We start from the raw sequence: 23,435 nt of genomic DNA on the forward strand, positions 1-23,435 counted from the left end.
CGATCGCTGACGCGGGGGTTCACCCATAACGAAATCCCACTATTTCGGGCAATGCATTCTGCCTTAGTGGGATTGAGCGGACAGTTTCAGATTGAGGAATACCACGGCACCTCACATCAGGTTACGTTTACGGGCAATGGCTCCTACGCGCGAACGCAGGCACGTTGTGAGTTAAGTGATCTTATGATAGTTACTTACTCGCCAATCTCTCGCCATGTACGACTGACCTATCTGCAAGCCAAATCTGAAAGGGCAACACTACACTCTGTTTGCGGAAGGCCATTCTCCGCCAATCTCGAACAGCCCGCGTAGGGCGGAATAGCGCAGCGTATTCCGCCTTCCGGGTTGCCCCGCAGCCCGGTTGGGCTGACGCAGAAAGCCCAACGTCGTATACACCGATAGCGGCACACAAAGGTTGCCAGGCGCAACCTGCCCGAAGGAGCGCTTTCTGTTCGCGGTTCGTGTGGGGAATGCAGGACGCGGGGGCGTCGCGAGTGTGTTTTTCGGACGACGATTGAATGTGTTGGGCTTGCTGCGTCAGCCCAACGTGACTCCGACACCTTCGTCATTCCGGCCAAAGCCGGAATCCAGAGTGGTGAGGGACTGGACCCCGGCTTTCGCCGGGGTGACGATAAATGGGGCCGGGGTGACGATCCGGCCTTGCATCCCGTGGCCGGATAACAGTATCTACATGAACTCCTTATATCAGGCGTCAGGAATCGTGAAGAACCCTACAAGCAAGACTCTGGCCGTCGTGTACATCGCCTTCGTTGGCGCGCTCATCGCCTGGGCCGTTGACATTTGGCACCTCCGGTGCGAGGGGTTTGGTTGCACCGGCGTTGGTGTTGCTTGGTTGGGATGGGTCGGGCTCTTTCTCACGGGCTTGGTCTTGGGTCTTGTCCTTCGCACGCTGTCCTCGCCAGGCGCCTTTCTTGCCAGGAGTACAAAGCTTGCCTTCTGGCTTCAAGTAGCTACGGGCGGCACTCTTTTTGTGCTGTGGGTTTCTAGAAATGCCGTCTAACGCTTCCATCGAGGAGCACGCCCATACAGCGGTCACCATACAGGGGTCAGGTCTGGAATCTAGATTAATGTATAAACTCTGCTTTGTACCTGACCCCATTTTTTTCCGCACGGCTTCCCCAAACCACGCCAAGGAAACACATCATGCGTTTGCTCCATACCATGCTGCGAGTCGGTAACCTGGACAAATCCATCGACTTCTACACCAACGTGCTCGGCATGCGGGTGCTGCGCCGCACGGACTACCCCGACGGCAAGTTCACGCTGGCGTTTGTGGGCTACCAGGACGAGTCCGCGGGTGCCGTCATCGAGCTCACCCACAACTGGGACACCGACAAGTACGACCTGGGCAACGGCTACGGCCACATCGCCGTGGAAGTGGACGACGCCTACGAGGCCTGCAAGAACGTGAAGGAACGCGGCGGCAAGGTCACGCGCGAAGCCGGCCCCATGAAGCACGGCACCACCGTCATCGCCTTCGTGGAAGACCCCGACGGCTACAAGATCGAGTTCATCCAGAAGAAGTCCATGTAGCTGGGGCGGACGCAGGAATCCCCACAGATTTCACCCTCATCCTTAAAAACGCGTGCGAAGCCCGTGCGTTTTGCATCCCACCCAAGCATCACCATTCACGCGCCTACCGATCCGGGCGCTTGCCCGCGCGGCGCCAGACCTGCCGCGCGGCCATGGCCGGAATGACCACAACCACCAGCCAGCCCACAATCAGAACCCCGCCCTGCGCCGCGCCGGGCAACAGGTCGCTGTGCGGGCCGGCAAGAACCATCACGACCAGCAACGCAAGCGCCCCAACCACCGCCAGGGCTGCAAGATAAGCAACGCCGGCCAGCAAGACCCTCACGGCAACGGCTGCCGGTCGGTGCGGGTGAGACGTCCGCCGTCAGTCGCGGCGAGCGCCACGCGGGGCATGCCCCGTCGCGCGCCCGTGGAACCTACGCGCTGGCCGCCGCCAGCGCCTGATCGATGTCCCACAGGATGTCGTCCACGTGCTCCAGGCCCACGGACATGCGCACCATGTCGGGCAACACACCGGCGGCGATTTGCTGCGCGTCGTCGAGCTGGCGGTGCGTGGTGGAAGCCGGGTGGATGATCAGCGTGCGCGTGTCGCCGATGTTGGCCAGATGGCTCATGAACTGCGCGGATTCGATGAAGCGCACGCCCGCCGCCACGCCGCCCTTCACCCCAAACGCCAGCAGGCCGGACGCCCCGCGCATCTGCCGCTGCACCAGCGCGTGCTGCGGATGCTCCGGCAGGCCGGGATAGCTCACCCAGCTCACGCGCGGGTCGGCGCGCAGGAACTCGGCCACGCGCAGCGCATTCGCGCAGTGGCGCTCCATGCGCACCGGCAGCGTTTCGATGCCCTGCAGGATCTGCCACGCGCTGGTCGGCGCCAGCGCCGCGCCATACACGCGCAGCGTTTCCATGCGCGCACGCATGGTGAAGCCGAAGTCGCCGAAGGTCTCGTAGAACTTCACGCCGTGGTAGCCGGGCGAGGGTTCGGTCATGCCCGGGAATTTGCCGTTGTCCCAGGGGAATTTGCCGCTCTCGACGATCACGCCGGCCAGCGTGGTGCCGTGGCCGCCCAGGTACTTGGTCGCCGAATGCACCACGATATCCGCGCCAAAGGCGATCGGGTTGCACAGGAATGGCGACGGCACCGTGTTGTCGATTACCAGCGGCACGCCGTGCGCGTGCGCCACGTCGGCCACCGCGGCGATGTCCAGCACCGTCAGGCTCGGGTTGCCCAGGCTCTCGGCGAACACCGCGCGCGTGTTCGGCCGCATGGCGGCGGCAAAGGCGTCCGGCTGCGTGGCATCCACAAAGCTGGTCTCGATACCGAACTTGGCCAGATTCACCGCCAGCAGGGTCACCGTGCCGCCGTACAGCGCGCCGGCCGCCACGATGTGGTCGCCGTGTTCCAGCAGGGTCATCAGCGCCATTGCCTCGGCGGCCATGCCGCTGGCCGACGCGACCGCGGCGCGGCCGCCTTCGAGCGCCGCCACGCGCTCTTCCAGCGCCGCCACGGTCGGGTTGCTCAGCCGCGAATAGACGTTGCCGAAGGTTTGCAGGTTGAACAGCGAGGCCGCGTGGTCGGCGCTGTCGAACACGAAGCTGGTGGTCTGGTAGATGGGCAGCGCGCGGGCGCCGGTGGCAGCGTCCGGAATCTGGCCGGCGTGGATGGCCAGCGTCTCGGGCTTGAACTGACGGTCAGCCATCGCGTGCCCGCTTCAGTGCGGTCGGCGCGCGGAAATCACGCGCGTGTTCACGCCCGCCCAGTGCAGGCCGCCGAACAGGCGCGCGTGCTCGATCTTCACGCAGCGGTCCAGCACCGAATCGAGCCCCGCCGCGCGCGCCAGGCGGTCGGCTTCGAGGTTCATCACGCCAAGCTGCTGCCACAGGCATTTTGCGCCAATGGCGATCGCCTGCTCGGCAATCGGCAGCACGTCTTGCGTGCGGCGGAACACGTCCACCATGTCCACCGCGTGCGGGATGTCGGCGAGGCTTGCATAGCAGCGCTCGCCCAGCACCTCCTCATAGCGCGGGTTCACCGGCACGATGCGGTAACCGTGGTGCTGCATGTACTTGGCGGCAAAGTAGCTGGGGCGGTTCCAGTCCGCCGACAGGCCCACCACGGCGATGGTGCGGCAGGCGGTCAGGATGCGGCGCAGGGTTGTGATGTCGTCGGCCATCCGCAGATCGTAACAGTCCTGCGTAGGGAGCAATGAGCGCAGCGCGTTGCGCCGCATTTGCGAAGCCTGCGCGTTTTGCATTTCACCCAAGCATCACGCACAGAAGCGGTTCGTCCGGCGGGTTGCAGCCGGCAATCTTTGTACTCCAGCGTTCCCGGTGTAGACGATGTTGGGCTTCCTGCGTCAGCCCAACTTGGGCTACATCCATCACAACCCCGTGAAACACGGCCACGCCGACTGGGTTGTGGACTGGCCGTATTCATCGTTTCACCGCTACGTCGAGCGGGGTGTTTATCCCCCGGACTGGGCCGCCGGATCAGCAGTGCGCGGGGTGAGTTTCGAGTCGCCTTGCTCTCGGAAGGCGGAATACGCTTCGCTATTCCGCCCTACGCGGGCTCCGGGTGAGGTGTTGCACTTCAAACTTGAAACCGCCCGCAGAAAGCGAGCGTAGGGTGGTCAAAGGCCATAAGGCCGTGCCCACGCGGCTCTGACGAGCTTTCGACGAGCCCTTGGCGGCGACTGGCGCCGTGTTCGCGTAGGCACGCTGCGCTTTGCGCACCCTACGCTCGCTGACCCTTTGGGAAAGCCCTTTTTTTGACCCACGACTATCTTCCCCCAAAAGGGCTAACCTCCGAAATCAGCGGCGCGAACCCGCATAGCGGGCTTGCGTCCGCTGGATTGAGATCTTAGCCCACATGCAACACGCCCTTGAACCTTGAACTGAAACGCTCAACCCAAATGCCATCGACCAGAAGGCAACCGGACTCGCCTTGCGTTACACGCATGCGCAGTTCGAACGGATCACTTGCGACGCCGTCTTTGCTTGCGCGGAGCGACGCCCGTTGGTACATGCCCTGCACGAGCGGTAGCTCCGCTGTGAACGCCCAACTGCCATATTCCGGCGTAACGGAAGCACCAGAAAGGGAGATGTGGCTCTCACGTATGAAAAGCTCATCGACCTGAAGATGTCCGGGCTCATCCAAGTATTCGAGCCTGCCGGCGTATTTGTTTTGGACGTCTGGCATTGCAAAGACCTTCATATGGGGGGCGGTTTCAAGTTTGAAGTGCAACACCTCACCCGGAGTAAGGTGTTGCCATGGAAAAACAACCCTCGTATACGCAGCTGCGGCCTGAAGAGCGGGTCGTCATTGCCGGCATGGCCCGGCTGAAGGCCAGTATGCGGGCCATGGCCCGCACACTGGATCGCTCGCCCTCCACGATCAGCCGCGAGTTGGCCCGCAACCACTCGCCCGACGCGGGCTACACCAGTGAAGCCGCCCACGGGCTGCGCACCGCACGGCGGGCCGCCACCCGGCCACCGCGCAAGCTCAGCCCGCGTAGGGCGGAATAGCGAAGCGTATTCCGCCTTCCGGGTTGCAGTTACTCGCGAGAGCTGTTGCGTCGACACGTTAAAACAAAAAATACCGCTGCGCGAGCGGCAGCCCGCGTAGGGCGGATCGTGATCCGCCTTCCGCGTCAAGCTCCGGACCGGAGCTTTTTGAGCGCCTGCGCCGCAGTCAGAATCGGAATGCCTTGGTGGCTTCCCAGCGTCAGTAGATCGTCATCGCCCGAGACGACGGCATCGGCCCGCGCGGCCAGGGCGCAGGCGAGCACGTGATCGTCGTCAGGATCGCGGCAGACGCGCTGCGTTTCGGCCGGGATCACGTGCACGGCCAGTGCCGCATAGCCATCGAACAGATCAGCTGCACGCAGTCCGCGCCTGACGAGTTGCCTGGCGAACTTGGGCCGACTCAGCACGCCTTCCAACTCAGCCAGCAGCGCGGTACTGCACGCCAACTCGATGCCTTGCGTTTCGGCGGCATCTATCAGCTGCCCGGATGGGCCGCCCCACAGCAGCCCCGAAATGACCGTGTTGGTGTCAAGGACCAGGCGCACGCCGCTGCCCGGCCCGGTAGGCGCGGATTTCAGCTTGGATTTCGTCGGCCGTCATCGGCGGCAGCGGATCGGCAGCGAGCATTTCGCGAGCGGCGCGCAGGCGCTTGAGGCGCTCGGCGCGCAACTGCTCGCGCAGCAAGGCTGCGATCTTGTCCGAAGTGAGCAGGCCGGCTTTGGCGGCTTCCTTGGCCAACGGCCCGGGCAAGCTAATCTGTACGGTGGTCATTGGGTAAGCTCGCGTAGGATGGGTGGAGCGCAGCGTAACCCATCATTCCCTTCTCCCTCTTCCTCTTCCTCAGAACAAAAAATACCGCTGCGCGAGCGGCAGCACTTTGGCCGGCTCGCAGGTCAGCAGTACGCCATCCGCCCGCACTTCGTAGGTTTGCGAATCTACCTCCATCAGCGGCAGGTAGTCGTTGAGCACCATGTCGCGCTTGGTGATGGCGCGGGTGTTTTTGACCGCCACGGCGCGGCGCTTGAGGCCGAGCCGTTCGGGCACGCCGGCATTCAGGGCGGCCTGGGAAACGAAGGTCAGGCAGGTCGAGGCGATGGCCGGGCCGAGCGCGCCGAACATCGGCCGGTAGTGGACCGGCTGGGGCGTGGGGATGGAGGCGTTGGGGTCGCCCATGGGCGCGGCGGCGATGGCGCCGCCCTTGAGGATCAGCGCCGGTTTGGCGCCGAAGAACGCCGGGTTCCACAACACGATGTCGGCCAGCTTGCCGGCTTCCAGCGAGCCGACCTCGTGGGCGATGCCGTGGCTGATGGCGGGGTTGATGGTGTACTTGGCCACGTAGCGGCGGGCGCGGAAATTGTCGGCGCGACCTGAGTCCGGCGCCAGCGCGCCGCGCTGCACCTTCATCTTGTGCGCGGTCTGCCAGGTGCGGATGACCACTTCGCCCACCCGGCCCATGGCCTGGGAGTCCGAGCTGATCATCGAAAACGCGCCCAGATCATGCAGGATGTCCTCGGCGGCGATGGTCTCGCGGCGGATGCGCGATTCGGCGAAGGCGACGTCCTCGGCGATGCCGGGGTCCAGGTGGTGGCACACCATCAGCATGTCGAGGTGCTCGTCCACGGTGTTGACCGTGTAGGGCCGCGTCGGGTTGGTGGAGGACGGCAGCACGTTGGCTGCGCCGCAGGCCTTGATGATGTCCGGCGCGTGGCCGCCGCCGGCGCCCTCGGTGTGGTAGGTGTGGATGGTGCGTCCCTTGAAGGCGGCCAGCGTGTCTTCCACGAAGCCGGATTCGTTCAGCGTGTCGGTGTGGATGGCGACCTGCACGTCGTATTGATCGGCGACGGTGAGGCAGCAGTCGATGGCAGCGGGCGTGGTGCCCCAGTCCTCGTGCAGCTTCAGGCCCATGGCGCCGGCCTCGATCTGCTCGACGAGCGCCTCCGGCCGGCTGGCGTTGCCCTTGCCCAGAAAGCCGAGGTTCATCGGCAGCGCTTCGGCGGCTTCCAGCATGCGCGCCAGGTGCCAGGCGCCGGGCGTGCAGGTGGTGGCATTGGTGCCGGTGGCCGGCCCGGTGCCGCCGCCGATCATGGTGGTGATGCCGGACATCAGCGCGTCCTCCACCTGCTGCGGGCAGATGAAGTGGATGTGCGCGTCGATGCCGCCGGCGGTGGCGATCAGCCCCTCGCCCGCGATCACCTCGGTGCCGGGGCCGATGACCAGCGTCACGCCCGGCTGCACGTCCGGGTTGCCGGCCTTGCCGATGCCGGCGATGCGCCCGCCCTTGATGCCGATATCGGCCTTGACCACGCCCCAGTGGTCGAGGATCAGCGCGTTGGTGATGACGGTGTCGAGCGCGCCGCTGGCGCGGGTAGCCTGGCTCTGGCCCTGGCCGTCGCGGATCACCTTGCCGCCGCCGAATTTCACTTCCTCGCCGTAGACGGTGAAGTCGCGCTCGACCTCGATCCACAGCTCGGTGTCGCCCAGGCGCACGCGGTCACCGGTGGTGGGGCCGAACATCTCGGCATAGGCGCGGCGGCTGATGCGGCTCATGGCTGCGCCTCCAGTTGGCCCATGACTTCGCCCCGAAAGCCGTACACCTCGCGCGTGCCGGCGTAGGCCACCAGCGTCACTTCGCGCGTCTGGCCCGGCTCGAAGCGCACCGCGGTGCCGGCCGGGATGTCGAGCCGCATGCCACGCGCGAAGGCACGGTCGAAACGCAGCGCGGGGTTGGTCTCGGCGAAGTGGTAGTGCGAGCCGACCTGGATCGGCCGGTCGCCGGTGTTCGCGACGGCCAGGGTGATGGTTGGCCGGCCGGCGTTGAGTTCAATCTCGCCGGGGGCGGTGTCGAGTTCTCCGGGGATCATGCGGTGTGCTCCTCTGGACTGCCTTGCTCGGCGCCTGAGTTGCGCCACGCCTGCACGGCAAGCAATCCACGCGCCAGAAAAACCTTCCCATGAGGATTCAGGCTGGCGCGTAGCGGTAACCCACACCCGTTTCGGTCAGCAGGAACACCGGCCGGGCGGGGTCGACCTCCAGCTTGTGGCGCAGGCGTGCCATGTAGATGCGCAGGTAGTGGCCCTGCTCCACCGCCGCCGGCCCCCAGACTTCGCGCAGCAGGTGGCGCTGGGTGAGCACCTTGCCGGGATGGCGCAGCAGCGCCGCCAACAGGCGCAGCTCGGTCTGCGTCAGGTGGATGTCCTGCCCGTCGCGGGTTACGCGGCGGTGTGCCAGATCGACGGTCACATCCCCCAGCAACAGCACCGGTTCGCCGCCCTCGCCTGCCCGGCTGCGGCGCAGCGCTACCCGCACCCGCGCCAGCAGCTCCGCGACACCGAAGGGTTTGGTGAGGTAATCGTCCGCGCCGGCATCGAGCGCCGCGACCTTGTCGGTTTCCTCGACCCGCGCCGACAGCACGATCACCGGCATCGAACTCCAGGCGCGCAGCGCGATGATGAAGTCCCGGCCGTCGCCATCGGGCAGGCCCAGATCGAGGATCACCAGATCCGGCCTGCGCGTACCGGCCTCGATCAGGCCGCGCGCCAGCGTCTGCGCCTCGGATACGCGCAGGCCTTCACCCTCCAGCGCGCGGCGCACGAACAGGCGGATGGTGGGGTCGTCCTCGACGATCAGGATGTTGCCGTCGATGGCCCTTCCCCCACATGGCCTGGCAGGCCTCCCTCGATCGGCACAGCCGGGGGCGCCGTCAGCGGCAAGGTGAACACGAAGCGCGCGCCGCCTGCGGGGCGATTCTCGGCCCGGATGCGCCCGCCGTGGGCGTCGACGATGGCCTGGCAGATGGCCAGACCCAGGCCCACGCCGGCAATGGCCGATTCGCGCTGGCCGCGGGCAAAGCGCTCGAACAGGATCCGCTCCTGGCCGATTGGCAGGCCGGGGCCTTCGTCCCACACCGCCACTTCCAGCGCGTCACCCTGCGTGCGGACAGTGATGCCCAGCGGCGTGCCGGGCGGCGTGTACTTGATGGCGTTGTCGATCAGGTTCACCAGTACCCGCTCCAGCATCACGGCATCGCCCTGCACCAGCGGCAGGTCGGCCGGCAGGTCGGTTTGCAACGGATGGCCGGCGAGCGACGGCTCCAGCGCCTTGATCGCTGCGCCGATGAGCTCCTCCAGCGCCAGCCAGTCCTTGCGCGGCTGCACCGTGCCCGATTGCAGGCGCGCCATTTCCAGCAGATTGTCGACCAGCCGGCTGGTGCGCAGCGCCTGGTCGCGGATGGCGGCGGCAGTTTCGCTTTCCGGCGCCTGCACCGCCAGCAGTTGCAGGGTGAGCGTGTCGGCCAGGCCCACCAGTGCGGTGAGTGGCGTGCGCAGATCGTGCGACAGCGCCGCCAGCAACGAGCTGCGCAGGCGTTCGGATTCGGCGCCCAGCTGGCTGCCGTGCGCTTCGGTAACGAAGTGCAGCCGCTCCAGCGCCATCGCGATCAGCGCCGCGTAGGTGTCCAGCAGGCGGCGCTGTTCTGGGATGTGCAGCAGGCGCGGGTGGCTCGGCGCCACCACCAGCACGCCGCGCACCCCGACCGGTGCCTTCAGTGGCAGGTAGGCGGCGCTGGCGGCCGGCAGGGTGTCGGTGCCGATGCCGGCCGGCTCGCCGTGATCGAAACACCACTGCGCGACGGCGACATCGACGGTCGGCGCTTGGATATCCCCGGGCAGGAGCTTACCGGCGGCATCGGGCAGCAGCACGGTCGCCTGGGCGCGAAAGCTCGCCTCCACGAAGCGGTCGCTGATCGCCGCCACCTGTGACTCGCTCAATGCCGAGGCCAGCGCCTTGGCCATCTGGTAGAGGTTGCGGATGCGCTCTTCGCGGTGGCCGGCGATGCGCGCCTGATAGCGCAGCAGCGCGGTCAGATGGCCGATGGCGAGGCCGACAATAAGCATCACGGCGAAGGTGAGCAGATATTGGGCGTCGCTGACGGCAAAGGTCAGATGCGGCGGCACGAAGAAGAAATCGAACAGCGCCACCGACAACACCGCTATCAGCACGGCTGGCCCACGCCCCCAGCGGAACGCCACCAGCACCACGCCGAGCAGGAACAGCATGACGATGTTGGTCAGCTCGAGGTAATGCCGCAGGGGCGCGGCCAGCGCCGTGATGCCCAGGCACAGCAGCGCCGCCGCGACGTAACGCGGCCAGATCGCTTTGGCGATCCGAGGCGCGGGCGCGTCGTCAACCGCCACACGGCGTTGCGGTGGGCGCCCATCGTCACCGCCGCGCGCCACCGCGATCAGGTCGATGTCCGGCGCGCGCTCGCCCAGCCGACGCATGAACTGGCCCCACCAACGCCGCTGTGGTCGCGCCCGCCGACCGATGACGATCTTGCCCAGATTGCGCTCGCGAGCGTAGTCGAGCGCCGCATCCACCAGATCCGGCGCCGCCAGCACCGCCGTTTCCGCCCCCATCTCCTGCGCCAGCCTGAGCATGGCGAGGATGGCGCCGCGCTGCGCTTCCGGCAGCCGCTGCAGGCGCGGCGTTTCGATGTAGATCGCGTGCCAATGGGCGTTCAGCCGGCTCGCCAGGCGCGCCGCCGTGCGCACCAGCTTGCCGTCGGTGTCGCCCGGCCCCAGGCACACCAGTAGCGATTCGCTGGTGGCCCACACCTGGCTGCCGGGCGTGGCCAGGCGCGCGCCCTGCATCTGCGCATCGACCCGCTCGGCGGTGCGTCGCAGCGCCAGGTCGCGCAGCGCAATCAGGTTGCCGCGGCGAAAGAAATGCTCGGCGGCCCGCGCCGCCTGCTCGGGCAGGTAGACCTTGCCCTCCTTGAGCCGCGTGAGCAGGTCATCCGGCGGCAGGTCCACCAGCGCCACCTCGTCGGCGGCGTCGAATACCCGGTCGGACACCGTCTCCCAGACGCGCACGCCGGTGATGCCGCCCACCACGTCGTTGAGGCTCTCCAAGTGCTGCACGTTGAGCGTGGTCCAGACATTGATGCCGGCGGCGAGCAGTTCCTCCACGTCCTGCCAGCGCTTGGGATGCCGGCAACCGGGCAGATTGGAGTGGGCGAGTTCATCCACCAACAGCAACGCCGGGCGACGTTCGAGGGCAGCGTCGAGGTCGAATTCCGTCAGCGCGCGCTGGTGATGCTGCACGGGTTTGCGCGGCAGGATTTCGAGCCCGTCCAGCAGGGCCTGGGTCTCGGGCCGGCCATGCGTTTCGACCAGCCCAACCACCACGTCGACGCCCTGCGCGTGCGCCTGGCCGGCGGCGGCGAGCATGGCGTAGGTCTTGCCGACGCCGGGCGCCGCCCCGAAGAAAATTTTCAGCTTGCCGCGCCGCGCCGCCGCCTCATCGGCGGTCACCTGTCGCAGCAGGGCATCCGGGTCGGGGCGGCCGGGGACCTCAGTCAAGCGGCTGCGCCTCGTGGCCATCCAGCGCCAGGTTGAGCTTGAGCACGTTCACCCGTGGCTCGCCGAGGACGCCGAGCCACGGGCGCGCCGCCTGCTGCTCGATCAGCGCCTGGACGGTCTCGGCCGGCAGGCTTCTCGCCTTCGCCACCCGCGTCACCTGGAAGCGCGCAGCCGCGAGCGAGATGTCGGGGTCGAGACCACTGCCGGAGGCGGTCACCAGATCGACCGGGACCGGTTTGTCGTTGCCGGGATCGGCGGCCCTGAGCGCCGCGACGCGCACCTTGACTACATCCGTCAGCGCCGGGTTGAGCGGCCCCTGGTTCGAGCCGCCGGATGCGGCGGCGTTGTAGGGCTGCGGGCCGGTGGCCGAGGGCCGGCCCCAGAAGTACTGCGCACCGGTGAAGGGCTGGCCGATCAGCGCCGAGCCGACCGGCTTGCCGTTCACCGCCTGGATCGACCCATTGGCCGCATGCGCAAACAACAACTGGCCGACTCCGGTCACCGCGAGCGGATAGGCGAGCCCAGTCAGCACGCTCAGCAGCGCGAACAGCGAGAGTGCGGGACGTAACAGGGATGTCATGACGATGCTCCTTACACCAGACCCAGCGCCGTGAGGCCCAGATCGATGAGCTTGATGCCCAGGAACGGAACGATGATTCCGCCCAGGCCGTAGATTGCGAGGTTGCGTCGCAACACCACGCCGGCGCCCTGCGGCCGGTAGGCGATGCCCTTCAGCGCCAGCGGAATCAACACCACGATGATCAGGGCATTGAAAATCACCGCCGACAGGATGGCCGACATGGGGCTGGCCAGCCCCATGACATTGAGCGCATCGAGCTGCGGGTAGATCGCCACGAACAGCGCCGGGATGATGGCGAAATACTTGGCCAGGTCGTTCGCGATGCTGAAGGTGGTCAGCGCGCCGCGGGTCATCAGCATCTGCTTGCCGACCGCCACGACTTCCAGCAGCTTGGTCGGATTCGAGTCCAGATCGACCATGTTGCCGGCCTCCTTCGCCGCCTGGGTGCCGCTGTGCATGGCCACCGCGACATCGGCCTGGGCCAGCGCCGGTGCATCGTTGGTGCCGTCGCCGGTCATCGCCACCAGCCGGCCCTCGGCCTGGTACTGGCGGATCAGCTTGAGTTTGTCCTCGGGCGTCGCCTCGGCGAGAAAGTCGTCCACGCCGGCCTCGGCGGCGATGGCGGCGGCGGTCAGGCGGTTGTCGCCGGTGATCATCACCGTCTTGATGCCCATGCGCCGCAGCTCGGCGAAGCGCTCCCTGATGCCGCCCTTGACGATGTCCTTGAGCTCGATCACGCCCAGCACGCGCGCACCGTCTGCCACCACCAGCGGCGTGCTGCCGCGGCGCGACACTTCCTCTGCCGCCTGAATCGCATCGCCCGGAAAGTGGCCGCCGTTGGCCTCGACGTGCATGCGGATCGCCTCCATCGCGCCTTTGCGGATCTGCCGGTCGCCCAAATTGACGCCGCTCATGCGCGTCTGCGCCGAGAACGGCACGAAGGTCGCGCCCAGCGCATGAATGTCGCGTTCGCGCAGATTGAAGCGCTGCTTGGCCAGCACCACCACGCTGCGCCCCTCGGGGGTTTCATCGGCCAGCGAGGCGAGCTGGGCAGCATCGGCCAGTTCCTGCTCGGTCACTCCCGCCACCGGCAGAAAGGCCGCCGCCTGACGGTTGCCCAGCGTGATGGTGCCGGTCTTGTCGAGCAGCAGCACGTCCACGTCGCCGGCCGCCTCCACCGCGCGCCCGGAGGTGGCGATGACGTTGGCGCCCAGCATGCGGCTCATGCCGGCGATGCCGATGGCCGACAGCAGCGCGCCGATGGTGGTCGGAATCAGGCACACCAGCAGCGCCACCAGCGCAGTCACCGTGACCGGACTGCCAGCCCCGGCAGTGGCCACTGCGAACAGCGAATACGGCAGCAGCGTCACGGTTGCCAGCAGAAAGATCAGCGTCAGCGCCACCAGCAAAATGGTGAGCGCGATCTCGTTGGGCGTCTTCTGCCGTTTGGCACCCTCGACCAGCGCGATCATGCGATCGACGAAGGTCTCGCCGGGGTTGGCGGTGACGCGCACCACGATCCAGTCCGACAGCACCGTGGTGCCGCCGGTGACGGCCGAGAAATCGCCGCCCGACTCGCGGATCACCGGCGCCGACTCGCCGGTGATGGCGCTCTCGTTGACCGAGGCGGCGCCCTCGATGACTTCGCCGTCGGCCGGAATCATGTCGCCGGCCTCGACCAGCACCACATCGCCGCGGCGCAGATCGGTGCCGGGCACCGATTCCCAGTCGGCGCCGAAGCGGGGCTCGCGCAGCTTTTTGGCCAGGATCATCTTCTTGGTGGCCCGCAGCGCCGCCGCCTGCGCCTTGCTGCGGCCCTCGGCCAGCGCCTCGGCAAAATTGGCGAACAGCACCGTGAACCACAGCCACACCGTGGTGGCGCCAATGAACCAGGCCGGTGCCTCGCCCGTGCCAATCAGTGCCTGCAGCCACAGCGCGGTGGTGAAGGCGCTGCCGACATACACCACGAACATCACCGGGTTGCGCCATTGCACGCGCGGATCGAGCTTGCGCAGCGCATCCACCAGCGCCGGCCGTAGCAGGACGGGATCGAACAGCGAAAGGCTTTTGGTCGTCATGATGGTTGCCCCAGGGTGATCAATTTCAGTGGCCAGGCCACAGCATCAAATGCTCGACCACCGGCCCCAGCGCCAGCGCCGGCACATAGGTCAGCGCGCCGACCAGCAGCACGATGCCGACCAGCAGTCCCACGAACAGCGGGCCATGGGTCGGCAGCGTGCCCGGCCCCTGCGCCAGACGCTTCTTGGCCGCCAGCGAGCCGGCTATCGCCAGCACCGGCACGATCACGGCAAAGCGCCCGAACCACATCGCGACGCCCAGCCAGCCGTTGAAGAACGGCGTGTTGGCGCCAAGACCCGCGAAGGCGCTGCCGTTGTTGTTGGCGGCGGACGAGAAGGCGTAGAGGATTTCAGAGAAACCATGGGCGCCGGGATTGAAGATCCCAGCCCTGCCGGCGTCCGTGACCACAGCAAGCGCGGTGCCGAGCAGCACCAGCGCCGGGGTCATCAGGATCGCGATCGCCACCATCTTCATGTCGAAGGCCTCGATCTTCTTGCCGAGGTATTCGGGCGTGCGGCCGATCATCAGCCCGGCGATGAACACCGCCATCATGGCAAACACCAGCATGCCGTACAGGCCCGAACCGACGCCGCCGAACACGACCTCGCCGAGCTGCATCAGCACCATCGGCACCAGGCCACCGAGCGGCGTGAAGGAGTCGTGCATGGCGTTGACCGAGCCGTTCGAGGCCGAGGTGGTCGCGGCCGCCCACAGTGCCGAGGCGCCGATGCCGTGGCGGGTCTCCTTGCCCTCCATGTTGCCGCCCGATTGCAGCGCGCTCACCGTCTGATCGGCGCCGAGCTGGGCGAGCAGCGGATTGCCCTGCTGCTCGAAACTCATGACCGCGATGGCAGCGCCGACGAAGATCACCGTCATCGCCGCCAGCACCGCCCAGCCTTGGCGCGTGTCGCCCACGGCCCTGCCGAAGGTGTAGCAGAGCGCGGCAGGAATCAGCAGCAGCGCCAGCGTCTGAAGAAAATTGGACAGCGGCGTCGGGTTCTCATAGGGATGCGCGGAGTTGACGTTGAAGAAGCCGCCGCCGTTGGTGCCCAACTGCTTGATGGCGATCTGCGAGGCGGCCGGCCCCATCGGCAAGGTCTGGGTGCTCGCGGCGACGGTCTCGGTGACGGCATTACCCGCGGCATCCGTCACCGGCTGCGCGGCCGTGTCGAGCTTCGGCGCCTCGTAGCTCACCGGTTCGAGCGTGGTGACTTCCTGGTACGCAGAGAAGTTCTGGACGACGCCCTGGCTGACCAGTACCAGCGCAAAGACGAACGACAAGGGCAGCAACAGATAGATCGTGACGCGGTACAGATCGGCCCAGAAATTGCCGATGGTCTGCGCCGAATGACGCGCGAAGCCGCGAATCAGGGCGAACAGCACCGCGATGCCGGCCGCGGCCGAGACGAAGTTCTGCACCCCGAGCCCGAGCATCTGCGAGAGGTAGCTCATGGTCGCCTCGCCGCCGTAGCCCTGCCAGTTGGTGTTGGTGACGAAGCTGATGGCGGTGTTGAAGCTCGAATCCGGCGTGACGTTCGCCATCCGCTGCGGATTGAGCGGCAGCCATAGCTGCAGGCGCTGCAGCGCGTACACCACGAAGAATCCGACCAGGCTGAACAGCAACACCGCCAAGGCGTACTGGAGCCAGCCCATTTCCTCACGACCGATGCCGCACCAGCGAAACACGCCGGCCTCGAGCCGCGCCAGCGGCCGCCAGCGCGGTGCTTCCATCAGTTTCGCCATGTACAGGCCAAGCGGCCTCACCGTCGCCAGCAGTACCGTCAGATAAACCGCGAGCAGCACCCAGGATTGCGAGGTCATCAGAACTCCTCCGCCCGGATCAGGGCGTAGACGAGATAACCGAGCAACGCCACCGCCAGCGCGCCGCCGATCAGATAGACCACACTCATGGCGCCGCTCCCGGCAGGCGACCGCAGCCGACCGCCAGACCCGCCACGAGACCGAACAAGACCAACAGGACAAGCAACCAGACCGGGTCCATCGCACCGCTCCGAGGGCATAACGAACAGCCGGCACGATACGCCGGCGCCCACAAACGGGCCGACAAAAGACGCGATGGTGGCGTTAACAAGCCGTAAACATGATTCGGATCAGGCCCGCAAGGGAGCGCTGGATTTCAGGAATGCAGGCTGCCGACGGCCGGGCTGCGCCCGGCTGCGCTTCAGACGATGGGTTCGTGCACGGTGACCAGCTTGGTGCCGTCCGGAAAGGTGGCTTCCACCTGAACGTCAGGGATCATCTCCGGCACGCCTTCCATGACGTCGTCGCGCGTCAGCAGGGTGCGGCCGTAATCCATCATCTCGGCCACCGTGCGGCCGTCGCGGGCGCCTTCCAGAATCGCCGCGCTGATGAACGCCACGGCCTCCGGGTAGTTGAGCTTCACGCCGCGCGCCTTGCGCCGTTCGGCCAGCAGCGCGGCGGTGAACAGCAGCAGCTTGTCCTTCTCGCGGGGGGTCAGTTCCATGCGGTCTCCCTTCTGAAAATCAGGTGGCCCAGATGCGCGGCGCCAGCGCGGGCCGACCAAACAGAGCCGGGCGCAGCACCGCCCACGCATCGGCAAGCGCGCGCTGCACAGTTTCGGCCTGAAACCCAAGCACGCGCAGTGCCAGCACGCCGTCCACGGTGCTGGCGCCAGCCAGCACGCCGGGATGCGCTTCCATGGCCGCCCGCACGGCGCCGAGGATTTCCTCCGCCGCCACCGGCGCGGCCAGCAAGGTGCCGCTGACGCAGTGGCCGCGCAGGCCGAACGACGCGTCCAGCAGTGCCGTGCCGTCGTAACGGGCGCGCTCCAGCCACAGCGGCGCGCCGTCCTGCCACAGCTCGAGCGCCATGCCGAGCCGGCCGGCGTAGCGCTCGCCGCTGTCCGGCCGGCCCAGGCACAGAATTTCCCAGCCGATGAAGCGGCCGCCGGGCGCAAGGTCCACCCGCGTGGCCACGCGCGCGTGCACACCGGCAAAGGCGATGGTCGGCTGCGGCAGCCATTCGAGCTGCGCGCCCATATCCACGCGCAGCGTCTGGGTGAGCTGCGCGCACGGGCCAGCGCTGCGGTACAGCCTGTTCGCCGCCGGCGTGGTGATCAGCACACGGCTGTCCAGCCCGGCGTGAATCGCCACGTCCAGCACGTCGCCGCCGACCACCCCGCCCGGCGGGTGCAGCAGATAGACGTGACAGGCGCCAGCCGGCCCTTCCGGGTGAAAGGGCCGTTGCACGGTCAGCGGCCCGCTGTGCTCGCGCCGGGCGAGCACGGTGCGCCCGCCCTGTTGTGCGAAGCTCAGGCTGAGGTGTGCCCGCCAGCCGCCGGTGATCTCAGCGTCGGCGCGAACGCGCACGAGCACGCTGCGCGCCCAACAGACCCAGGCCACCGACGCCCAGCGCCAACAGCAGCAGTGCAGTCCACGGGTGGTGCAGCAGCAGATCCGGCAGTCCGGCAAGCGGCGCGTGGCCGGAATGGGCAAGCGCGACACCGGGCAGCGCAAGCATGGCCAGAAAAAGGGCTTTTGATGAGTGTTTCATTGGGGTTTCCTTGATGTTGGTTGCAAGTCATTCAGCCGCGGATCATGTGTTTGTGCGAGCCCATCTTGCCGTGCGCCACCAGCGTGCCGAGCACGTCCACGCAGGCCCGCACGCCCAGCAGCGCGGTGATGTCGGACGTGTCGTACGGCGGGGAGACTTCAACCACCTCCATGCCGCACAGGCCTTCCTTGGCCACCGTGCCGATCAGGTACAGGATCTCGCGCGGCAGAAAGCCGCCCGGCTCCGGCCAGCCAGTGCCCGGCACGAAGCCGCAGTCCACCGAGTCGATGTCGAAGGACAGGTACACCGCGTCGGTGCCGTCCCAGGCTTTTTCGAGCGCGATTTCGGCCACCTTTTCCAGGCCCAGTTCCACCACGTCGTTCATGGTGATGATGGTGGTGTCGCGCTTGCGGGCTTCGGCGATGGCCTCGCGCGGCACCTGCCAGCCGCCGATACCGATCTGCACCAGGTTCTTCGCCGGCACGTTGGGCAGATTTGTCGCGTGGAACCATGGCGTGGTGTGCATGCGCTCGTCGAGGTCCTTTTCCTGGATGTCCGCATGCCGGTCGAAGTGGATGATGCCGATTTTCTTGTCCGTCTCGCGGGCGATGCCGCGCACGGTGGCAAAGCCGATGGAGTGATCGCCACCCAGGATCACCGGGAAGGCGCCGGAGCGAAACACGTGCCCGACGGCGTTGCTGATCTGGTCGAAGGTCTTTTCGATGTTGGCCGGGATGGTGAACACGTCGCCGGCGTCGCACAGCGTCATCTGCTCGCGCAGATCCACGCCGATCTCGTAGTTGTACGGCGTGTACAGCGCAGAAATGCGGCGCATGCCCTGCGGTCCGAAGCGCGTGCCGGGCCGGTAGGTGGTGCCGCCGTCGAAGGGCACGCCCAGCACACAGGCGTCGTAGTTGCCGATCAGGTTGGCGTCCTCGCAGTACGGCGCCTTCATGAAGGTGTTGATGCCGGCAAAGTGCGGCAGCTCGCCGCGCGAGAAGGTGGGGATGGTCTTGTCGTCCAGGCTGTCCGCACCCGGTAGGCCCAGCTTCAGGCCGCGCGCCTGCTCGGCGTGCCAGCGGTCGAGCGGAATCAGCTTTTCCTTGCCCAGCATGGCCCAGGAATGCAGGCTGCTCTTGTCGAAACTGGGGTGGTGCTGGCGCACCGCCGGGCCGGTGGGCGAACGCAATCGGGACATGGCAATAGCTCCTGTCTGGCTTCAGGGGTGGTGGGGAAACTGTTAAGCAGATGCCGGCGCGCGGCGTGGCCGCATGGCGCTGGCCAGCGCGGCCGCCAGTTCCGGCGACGCGCGGGCCTCTGGACTGCGCAGCGGCAGGTCGTAGGTGATGGTGGCGCCGTAGGCGCTCGGGTCCTGCGGGTCCCAGCGCGGCTTGTCGAACACCAGCAGGCGCGTGCCGAGCGCAAAGCCCTCGTGCAGGTCGTGCGTGACCATGAATACGGTAAGACCCAGCCGCTGCCACAGCGCCGTGAGCAGCGCATGCATGTCCTTGCGGGTGCCCGGATCGAGCGCGCCGAAGGGCTCGTCCAGCAGCAGGATGGCCGGCTCCATCACCAGTGCCTGGGCGATCGCCAGGCGCTGGCGCATGCCGCCGGACAGCGCCGCCGGGTATTTGGCCTCGTCGTCGGCCAGGCCCACGGCTTCCAGCATGGCGCGGGCGCGGGACAGGGCAACGCGCCGGGCACGGCCGAAGATGTGACCGGTGAAGCGGGCCCGGTCCAGTTCCAGCCCCAGCAGCACGTTGCCCAGCACGGTCAGGTGCGGATAGACCGAGTAGCGCTGGAACACCACGCCGCGTTCGCGGCCCGGCTCGGCGGCGAGCGGCTTGCCTTCCAGCAGAATCTGCCCGCGCGTGGGTTTGAGCTCCCCCAGCAGGAGGCGCAGAAAGCTGGTCTTGCCGCAGCCCGACGCGCCGACGATGGTGACCAGCTCGCCGGCCGGCACATGCAGCTCGACCCGCTCCAGCACCGGCGTGGCGCCGTAGCGCAGCCACAGGCCGTTGACGTCCAGGCCGCTCATGCGCTGTGGTCCTCGACCCAGGGGAACCAGCGGCGGGCGAGCGCCGCCAGCGTGCGGTCCATCGCATAGGCCAGCAGCGTGATCCACGCCACGTACGGCAGGATCACGTCCATGGCCATGTACCGCCGCACCAGGAATATCCGGTAGCCCAGCCCATCGGTGGCAGCGATGGCCTCGGCCGCGATCAAAAACAGCCAGGCCGGCCCCAATGTCAGGCGCAGGCCGTGAACGAGCGCCGGCAGGGTTTGCGGAATCACCACCCGCAGAGCGATCTGCCAGGTGTTGGCACCCAGCGTCTGCGCCTTGATCAGCTGTTCGCGCGGAATCTCGGCCGCCCGCTGGGCCAGATCGCGCATCAGGAACGGCGCCACGCCAAAGCCGATCAGCACGATCTTGGACAGCTCGCCCAGCCCCAGCACGATGAACAGGATCGGCAGCAGCGCCAGCGGCGGGATCATCGACAGCACCGCCACCAGCGGCGCCAGTGTGGCGCGCACCAGCGGCACCAGGCCCATCGCCACGCCCACCGCAAAGCCCAGCACGGCGCTCACGCCCACGCCCCAGGCCAGGCGCTGCAGGCTGGCGGCGGTGTCCGTCCACAGCAGCACGTCGCCGGAGCGCGCATCCGGCTGCGTGGCCAGGCGCAGCGTGGTGTCGACCAGCGTGGCCAGCGACGGCAGCAGCTTGTCGTTGGGGTTCGCCGCCAGGCGCGCGTCGGAGCCGATCAGGTAGGCCACCGCCAGCAGCGCCAGCGGCAGCACCCCCAATACCAGCGCGCCGGCGCGGCCGGGGCGGCGATTGAGCAGGCGGGTCATGGCCCTGACTGCCGCGCGCCGTGTTACAGCGCGCCGTCGGCCGCCATCTTCATGTAGCTATCGTCAAAACGCAGCTTCACGTTGCCGGCATCGCCCAGTGTTTTGCCGCCCGGAAAGGCAATGCCCACCGCATCGGCGCTCCTGGCGCCCTCGCCCAGCAGCCCGTGGGCGAACGAGAACGTGCGCACGTAATCCATGGTGCGCAGCAGGGCCGGATCGCGGCTGAAGGCCACCGCCTCGGGCGGCGTGTAGAACATCTGCGTGGTGGCGAGCTGGCTTTCGAAGCCGGCCAGGTCGGTTCCGGAAGCCTTCGCCATGGCCTCGCGCGCGGCCTTGCCGGCGGCGTCCTGTGCGGCCATCAGCGCCAGGGTTTCGTACCAGGCGCCGGTCAGCGCCTTGCCCAGCGCCGGGTTGGCCGCGAGCGTGGCGGAGTTGACCACCAGCAGGTCGATGATCTCGCCGGGAATGTCGGCCGAATCGAAAACCAGCGACGCGCCGGGCAGCGCCTTGACCTCGGCCAGCTGCGGGTTCCAGGTGACGATGGCATCCACCTCCGGCGCCGCCGCGGCGGCCACGATGTCGGCATCGCCGGTGTTGACCACGGTGATGTCGCGCTCGGACAGACCCACGCTTTCCAGGCCGCGCGCCAGCAGGTAGTGCGAAACCGACAGCTCGACCAGGTTCACCTTGCGGCCCTTGATGGCCTTCAGGTCCGTGGCGCCCTTGAGCACCACGCCGTCGTTGCCGTTCGAGAAATCGCCCACGATCAGCGCCGTGGAGTCCACCCCGCCGGCCGCCGGGATGGTCAGCGCGTCCATGTTGGTCATCACGCAGCCGTCGAAGGCGCCGGCGGTGTACTGGTTGATGGACTCGACGTAATCGTTGATCTGCACCACGTCGATGCCGATGCCGTACTTGTCGGCCCACTTCTTGACGATGCCGGCGTCGGCCGCGTGGCCCCAGGGCATCCAGCCGACATAGATGGACCAGGCGATGCGGAAGTCTTTCTTCGGTTCGGCCTGCACTGGACCGACCAGACCGACGGTCAGCAAGGCGGCAAGCAGCAGGGTGGTCAAGCGGTTCATGGTGCGCTCCCTGTGGTGGAAGCGCCGGGGGCCGGCGAGCGAAATGCCAGGCGCCGTGGACCCCAGCGCAGCTAACATCTCCCGGGCTTTTGTCCCGCCGTGTACCCGGTCCTGTGGGGGCCGGGCTGCCTCTCTCGGACCAGCACCCGGCCGCAGCCGAATCGGAACCCTAGACGCACCGTGAGCTTTGCAATCCCTGTGCCACACCCTGCCGCCACGACCACGCAGACGCTTCCCAACGCCGGGCGGATCACCTTCGATCCGCGTCCGCAGGCCGCTTCCGTCGCCGTGGTGCTGCGCCTGGCGGGCGGCACGCGCGAGGAAACCGCCGCCGATGCCGGGCATCTGCACCTGCTCGAACACCTGCTGCTGCGGCGCACCGCCCGCGCCGATTCGTCGGCACTCGCCCGGCGCGTCATGGCGCTTGGGGGCATGGTCAATGCCGAGACCGGCCGCGAACATCTGGCGCTGATGGGCCGCGCGCCGGCTGCACTGGCGTCCGCACTGGCCGACCTGCTGGTCGAGTGCCTGTGCGAACCCGCCTTCGACGAAACCGACCTGGCACTGGAACTGGGCGTGATCGAGGCCGAACGCACTTTCGTGGGGCACACGCCGCCCGACGAGTCCCTGATCCGGCTCGCCTGGCCGCAGCACCCGCTCGGCCGGCTGCTGCTGCCGGCCGATCCGGCACCGGCCAACCCGGCTGCGCTGCAGCGACTGTGGGCGCGCCAGTGCGTCGGAACACGGCTCGGCGTGGCGGTCGTCGGTGCCTTCGATGTTGCCGCGGTCGAAGCAGCGCTTGCACCGCTGGCGAAGCTGCCCGCCGGCACCGCCCCTGACTGGGGAGCACCGCCGCAGTTCGTGCCCGGCCGCTACGGCGATCTGTGCGAGGAGCGGCCAGCAAGCCTGCTGTGGGCGCTGCCGTGCACACCCTACGACCGAGTCAATACGGCCGGCTGGGAACTGACTGCAACGGTGCTGGAATTCACCCTTGCCGCGGCGCTGCGGGACACCGGTCTTGCCTATGCGTGCGCGGTGTGGCCAGAGGTCTACTCGGACACCGGCCTGATCGCGGTGCAGGTATCGACGGTGCCGGGCCGGGTCGCCGCCTGCGCCGACGCGGTGAACGCCTGCCTGGATACTCTGTGCAAGACCGGCCCGGCGCCGGAGCTGCTGAGCCTTGCGCGCGCTGCCCGCTCGGCGCGCGCAGCGCTGGCCAGGGACCACCTGGAAGACCGGGCGCGGGCGCTGACGCAGCATCCGCCCGGCATAGACCCGGCGCCCGGCCAACGGATCGTGCTGCCGCCCGCCGGCTGCGTGTTGCAGATCGTGGTGTGAGCACGAGCCGCGCTTGCGGCTCAGCGCATCCGGGTCAGCCGCGGGTGCGCATCATCAGCGTGAACTCGCCGTCCTGTATCCGCTCGTGGCGCTGGTTGGTGACAGTAAAGGCCAGTGTGACCACGCCGCGGTCGGGCTTGGAGGTTTCCTTCACGGCCCGCACGCGCATCTCGGCGGCGATGGTGTCACCGAACTTCACCGGCCCGGTGAAACGCCAGGTCAGGCCCAGGAAGGCGATGATGGTGCCGTTGATGACACCGGTCTGGTGCATCAGGCCGGACACGATGGACAGACCCAGCAGGCCGTGCGCGATCGGCTCGCCGAACTGCGTCTCGGCCGCGAACACGCGGTCCGTGTGCAGCACGTTGAAGTCGCCGGACAGGCCGGCGAAGGCCATCACGTCGGCCTCGGTGACGGTACGGCGCACGGTCGGAATGACCGCGCCGGGGGTGAAATCCTCGAAATACCAGGCAGTCATCGCAGCTCCTTGCGGTCAGGACAAGCGGTCAGACAAACAGCGGCAGATTA

At 67.5% G+C, this 23,435-nt stretch carries 24 protein-coding genes, 2 pseudogenes and 1 riboswitch; of the genes and pseudogenes, 4 read left to right on the forward strand and 22 right to left on the reverse strand.

All coding sequences use genetic code 11. From position 1 onward, the window contains the following. The first annotated feature begins 1,164 nt into the window (after window positions 1–1,164). The gene (gene gloA / locus PG2T_RS02320; RefSeq protein WP_068802645.1) at window positions 1,165–1,554 is read left to right on the forward strand and encodes a lactoylglutathione lyase; all 390 of its coding nucleotides are present in this window, start codon (window positions 1,165–1,167) and stop codon (window positions 1,552–1,554) included. A 103-nt stretch (window positions 1,555–1,657) separates the two neighbouring features. Here the strand turns inward: gloA and PG2T_RS02325 are convergent, their stop codons facing one another. The 3 genes from PG2T_RS02325 to PG2T_RS02335 form a co-directional block, all read right to left on the reverse strand. Next, the gene (locus tag PG2T_RS02325) at window positions 1,658–1,870 is read right to left on the reverse strand and encodes a hypothetical protein (protein WP_068802646.1); all 213 of its coding nucleotides are present in this window, start codon (window positions 1,868–1,870) and stop codon (window positions 1,658–1,660) included. A 100-nt stretch (window positions 1,871–1,970) separates the two neighbouring features. After that, window positions 1,971–3,254 (reverse strand): O-acetylhomoserine aminocarboxypropyltransferase/cysteine synthase family protein, encoded by a 1,284-nt coding sequence (locus PG2T_RS02330; protein ID WP_068802647.1) that lies wholly within the window; start codon window positions 3,252–3,254, stop codon window positions 1,971–1,973. Window positions 3,255–3,266: 12 nt separating this feature from the next. Next, window positions 3,267–3,728 carry a CoA-binding protein gene (locus PG2T_RS02335; RefSeq protein ID WP_068807596.1) on the reverse strand — a complete coding sequence of 154 codons (462 nt, stop codon included), beginning with the start codon at window positions 3,726–3,728 and terminating at the stop codon, window positions 3,267–3,269. 199 nt (window positions 3,729–3,927) lie between these two features. Here PG2T_RS02335 and PG2T_RS16910 point away from each other — a divergent pair. Further along, window positions 3,928–4,044 (forward strand): annotated as a pseudogene (locus PG2T_RS16910) (REP-associated tyrosine transposase); the annotation flags it as partial. A 370-nt stretch (window positions 4,045–4,414) separates the two neighbouring features. Here the strand turns inward: PG2T_RS16910 and PG2T_RS02340 are convergent. Continuing rightward, a complete protein-coding gene (locus PG2T_RS02340; RefSeq protein WP_145930961.1) occupies window positions 4,415–4,798 on the reverse strand; it encodes a hypothetical protein in 384 nt (127 codons plus the stop codon). Window positions 4,799–4,824: 26 nt separating this feature from the next. Here PG2T_RS02340 and PG2T_RS16915 point away from each other — a divergent pair. Next, window positions 4,825–5,061: pseudogene (locus PG2T_RS16915) on the forward strand (helix-turn-helix domain-containing protein); the annotation flags it as partial. A 143-nt stretch (window positions 5,062–5,204) separates the two neighbouring features. On the opposite strand, the gene PG2T_RS02350 reads toward PG2T_RS16915, so the two are convergent. From PG2T_RS02350 to PG2T_RS02430, 17 genes are all read right to left on the reverse strand, one after another. Then, entirely contained in the window at window positions 5,205–5,624 is a 420-nt protein-coding gene (locus PG2T_RS02350) for a putative toxin-antitoxin system toxin component, PIN family (protein ID WP_068802650.1), read from the reverse strand. After that, window positions 5,608–5,850 (reverse strand): hypothetical protein, encoded by a 243-nt coding sequence (locus PG2T_RS02355; RefSeq protein ID WP_068802651.1) that lies wholly within the window; start codon window positions 5,848–5,850, stop codon window positions 5,608–5,610. The genes PG2T_RS02350 and PG2T_RS02355 overlap by 17 nt, the downstream gene beginning before the upstream one ends. Before the next feature lie 69 nt (window positions 5,851–5,919). After that, the gene (ureC, locus tag PG2T_RS02360) at window positions 5,920–7,626 is read right to left on the reverse strand and encodes an urease subunit alpha (protein WP_068802652.1); all 1,707 of its coding nucleotides are present in this window, start codon (window positions 7,624–7,626) and stop codon (window positions 5,920–5,922) included. After that, a complete protein-coding gene (locus tag PG2T_RS02365; RefSeq protein ID WP_068802653.1) occupies window positions 7,623–7,940 on the reverse strand; it encodes an urease subunit beta in 318 nt (105 codons plus the stop codon). The genes ureC and PG2T_RS02365 overlap by 4 nt, the downstream gene beginning before the upstream one ends. Before the next feature lie 97 nt (window positions 7,941–8,037). Beyond that, window positions 8,038–8,721 (reverse strand): two-component system response regulator KdpE, encoded by a 684-nt coding sequence (gene kdpE / locus PG2T_RS02370; RefSeq protein ID WP_068807599.1) that lies wholly within the window; start codon window positions 8,719–8,721, stop codon window positions 8,038–8,040. Next, window positions 8,703–11,459 carry a two-component system sensor histidine kinase KdpD gene (kdpD, locus tag PG2T_RS02375; protein WP_472382573.1) on the reverse strand — a complete coding sequence of 919 codons (2,757 nt, stop codon included), beginning with the start codon at window positions 11,457–11,459 and terminating at the stop codon, window positions 8,703–8,705. The genes kdpE and kdpD overlap by 19 nt, the downstream gene beginning before the upstream one ends. Continuing rightward, the gene (gene kdpC, locus PG2T_RS02380; RefSeq protein ID WP_068802655.1) at window positions 11,431–12,018 is read right to left on the reverse strand and encodes a potassium-transporting ATPase subunit KdpC; all 588 of its coding nucleotides are present in this window, start codon (window positions 12,016–12,018) and stop codon (window positions 11,431–11,433) included. The genes kdpD and kdpC overlap by 29 nt, the downstream gene beginning before the upstream one ends. A gap of 11 nt (window positions 12,019–12,029) precedes the next feature. Next, window positions 12,030–14,096, reverse strand: a complete 2,067-nt coding sequence (gene kdpB / locus PG2T_RS02385) for a potassium-transporting ATPase subunit KdpB (RefSeq protein ID WP_068802656.1) — start codon at window positions 14,094–14,096, stop codon at window positions 12,030–12,032. Window positions 14,097–14,121: 25 nt separating this feature from the next. Next, window positions 14,122–15,918 (reverse strand): potassium-transporting ATPase subunit KdpA, encoded by a 1,797-nt coding sequence (gene kdpA / locus PG2T_RS02390; protein WP_068802657.1) that lies wholly within the window; start codon window positions 15,916–15,918, stop codon window positions 14,122–14,124. Then, on the reverse strand, window positions 15,918–16,007 hold the full coding sequence (gene kdpF, locus PG2T_RS15935; protein WP_068802658.1) for a K(+)-transporting ATPase subunit F: 90 nt from the start codon (window positions 16,005–16,007) through the stop codon (window positions 15,918–15,920). Before kdpF ends, kdpA begins: the two co-directional genes overlap by 1 nt. A gap of 272 nt (window positions 16,008–16,279) precedes the next feature. Beyond that, window positions 16,280–16,582: an urease subunit gamma gene (ureA, locus tag PG2T_RS02400; protein ID WP_068802659.1), complete on the reverse strand. Its 303-nt coding sequence runs from the start codon at window positions 16,580–16,582 to the stop codon at window positions 16,280–16,282. A 19-nt stretch (window positions 16,583–16,601) separates the two neighbouring features. After that, window positions 16,602–17,453, reverse strand: a complete 852-nt coding sequence (locus PG2T_RS02405) for an urease accessory protein UreD (RefSeq protein WP_145930962.1) — start codon at window positions 17,451–17,453, stop codon at window positions 16,602–16,604. Then, a complete protein-coding gene (locus PG2T_RS02410) occupies window positions 17,425–17,631 on the reverse strand; it encodes a hypothetical protein (protein WP_068802661.1) in 207 nt (68 codons plus the stop codon). The genes PG2T_RS02405 and PG2T_RS02410 overlap by 29 nt, the downstream gene beginning before the upstream one ends. A 31-nt stretch (window positions 17,632–17,662) precedes the next feature. Next, window positions 17,663–18,829 (reverse strand): agmatinase family protein, encoded by a 1,167-nt coding sequence (locus PG2T_RS02415; RefSeq protein ID WP_068802662.1) that lies wholly within the window; start codon window positions 18,827–18,829, stop codon window positions 17,663–17,665. 42 nt (window positions 18,830–18,871) lie between these two features. Then, entirely contained in the window at window positions 18,872–19,669 is a 798-nt protein-coding gene (locus PG2T_RS02420; protein WP_068802663.1) for an ABC transporter ATP-binding protein, read from the reverse strand. Beyond that, a complete protein-coding gene (locus PG2T_RS02425; RefSeq protein ID WP_068802664.1) occupies window positions 19,666–20,484 on the reverse strand; it encodes an ABC transporter permease in 819 nt (272 codons plus the stop codon). Before PG2T_RS02425 ends, PG2T_RS02420 begins: the two co-directional genes overlap by 4 nt. 23 nt (window positions 20,485–20,507) lie before the next feature. Continuing rightward, on the reverse strand, window positions 20,508–21,569 hold the full coding sequence (locus tag PG2T_RS02430; RefSeq protein WP_068802665.1) for a putative urea ABC transporter substrate-binding protein: 1,062 nt from the start codon (window positions 21,567–21,569) through the stop codon (window positions 20,508–20,510). Window positions 21,570–21,645: 76 nt separating this feature from the next. After that, window positions 21,646–21,753: riboswitch (guanidine-I (ykkC/yxkD leader) on the reverse strand. Between the two features lie 14 nt (window positions 21,754–21,767). Between PG2T_RS02430 and PG2T_RS02435 the strand changes: the two genes are divergently transcribed. After that, entirely contained in the window at window positions 21,768–22,907 is a 1,140-nt protein-coding gene (locus PG2T_RS02435) for an insulinase family protein (RefSeq protein WP_068802666.1), read from the forward strand. A gap of 34 nt (window positions 22,908–22,941) precedes the next feature. Here the strand turns inward: PG2T_RS02435 and PG2T_RS02440 are convergent, their stop codons facing one another. Then, entirely contained in the window at window positions 22,942–23,385 is a 444-nt protein-coding gene (locus tag PG2T_RS02440) for a MaoC/PaaZ C-terminal domain-containing protein (RefSeq protein WP_068802667.1), read from the reverse strand. Window positions 23,386–23,435: the final 50 nt, after the last annotated feature.

This window comes from Immundisolibacter cernigliae, from assembly GCF_001697225.1.
GTDB lineage: Bacteria > Pseudomonadota > Gammaproteobacteria > Immundisolibacterales > Immundisolibacteraceae > Immundisolibacter > Immundisolibacter cernigliae.

What these genes read in the sequence shown, in the direction of transcription:
- gloA (WP_068802645.1), top strand. Translation starts at nt 1,165, where the DNA reads ATGCGTTTGCTCCATACCATGCTGCGAGTCGGTAACCTGGACAAATCC.
- ureC (WP_068802652.1), bottom strand. Translation starts at nt 7,626, where the DNA reads ATGAGCCGCATCAGCCGCCGCGCCTATGCCGAGATGTTCGGCCCCACC.
- PG2T_RS02430 (WP_068802665.1), bottom strand. Translation starts at nt 21,569, where the DNA reads ATGAACCGCTTGACCACCCTGCTGCTTGCCGCCTTGCTGACCGTCGGT.
- PG2T_RS02335 (WP_068807596.1), bottom strand. Translation starts at nt 3,728, where the DNA reads ATGGCCGACGACATCACAACCCTGCGCCGCATCCTGACCGCCTGCCGC.
- kdpD (WP_472382573.1), bottom strand. Translation starts at nt 11,459, where the DNA reads ATGGCCACGAGGCGCAGCCGCTTGACTGAGGTCCCCGGCCGCCCCGAC.
- ureA (WP_068802659.1), bottom strand. Translation starts at nt 16,582, where the DNA reads ATGGAACTGACCCCCCGCGAGAAGGACAAGCTGCTGCTGTTCACCGCC.
- PG2T_RS02365 (WP_068802653.1), bottom strand. Translation starts at nt 7,940, where the DNA reads ATGATCCCCGGAGAACTCGACACCGCCCCCGGCGAGATTGAACTCAAC.
- PG2T_RS02440 (WP_068802667.1), bottom strand. Translation starts at nt 23,385, where the DNA reads ATGACTGCCTGGTATTTCGAGGATTTCACCCCCGGCGCGGTCATTCCG.
- PG2T_RS02330 (WP_068802647.1), bottom strand. Translation starts at nt 3,254, where the DNA reads ATGGCTGACCGTCAGTTCAAGCCCGAGACGCTGGCCATCCACGCCGGC.
- PG2T_RS02410 (WP_068802661.1), bottom strand. Translation starts at nt 17,631, where the DNA reads ATGAAACACTCATCAAAAGCCCTTTTTCTGGCCATGCTTGCGCTGCCC.
- kdpA (WP_068802657.1), bottom strand. Translation starts at nt 15,918, where the DNA reads ATGACCTCGCAATCCTGGGTGCTGCTCGCGGTTTATCTGACGGTACTG.
- kdpB (WP_068802656.1), bottom strand. Translation starts at nt 14,096, where the DNA reads ATGACGACCAAAAGCCTTTCGCTGTTCGATCCCGTCCTGCTACGGCCG.
- PG2T_RS02420 (WP_068802663.1), bottom strand. Translation starts at nt 19,669, where the DNA reads ATGAGCGGCCTGGACGTCAACGGCCTGTGGCTGCGCTACGGCGCCACG.
- PG2T_RS02415 (WP_068802662.1), bottom strand. Translation starts at nt 18,829, where the DNA reads ATGTCCCGATTGCGTTCGCCCACCGGCCCGGCGGTGCGCCAGCACCAC.
- PG2T_RS02355 (WP_068802651.1), bottom strand. Translation starts at nt 5,850, where the DNA reads ATGACCACCGTACAGATTAGCTTGCCCGGGCCGTTGGCCAAGGAAGCC.
- kdpF (WP_068802658.1), bottom strand. Translation starts at nt 16,007, where the DNA reads ATGAGTGTGGTCTATCTGATCGGCGGCGCGCTGGCGGTGGCGTTGCTC.
- kdpC (WP_068802655.1), bottom strand. Translation starts at nt 12,018, where the DNA reads ATGACATCCCTGTTACGTCCCGCACTCTCGCTGTTCGCGCTGCTGAGC.
- PG2T_RS02425 (WP_068802664.1), bottom strand. Translation starts at nt 20,484, where the DNA reads ATGACCCGCCTGCTCAATCGCCGCCCCGGCCGCGCCGGCGCGCTGGTA.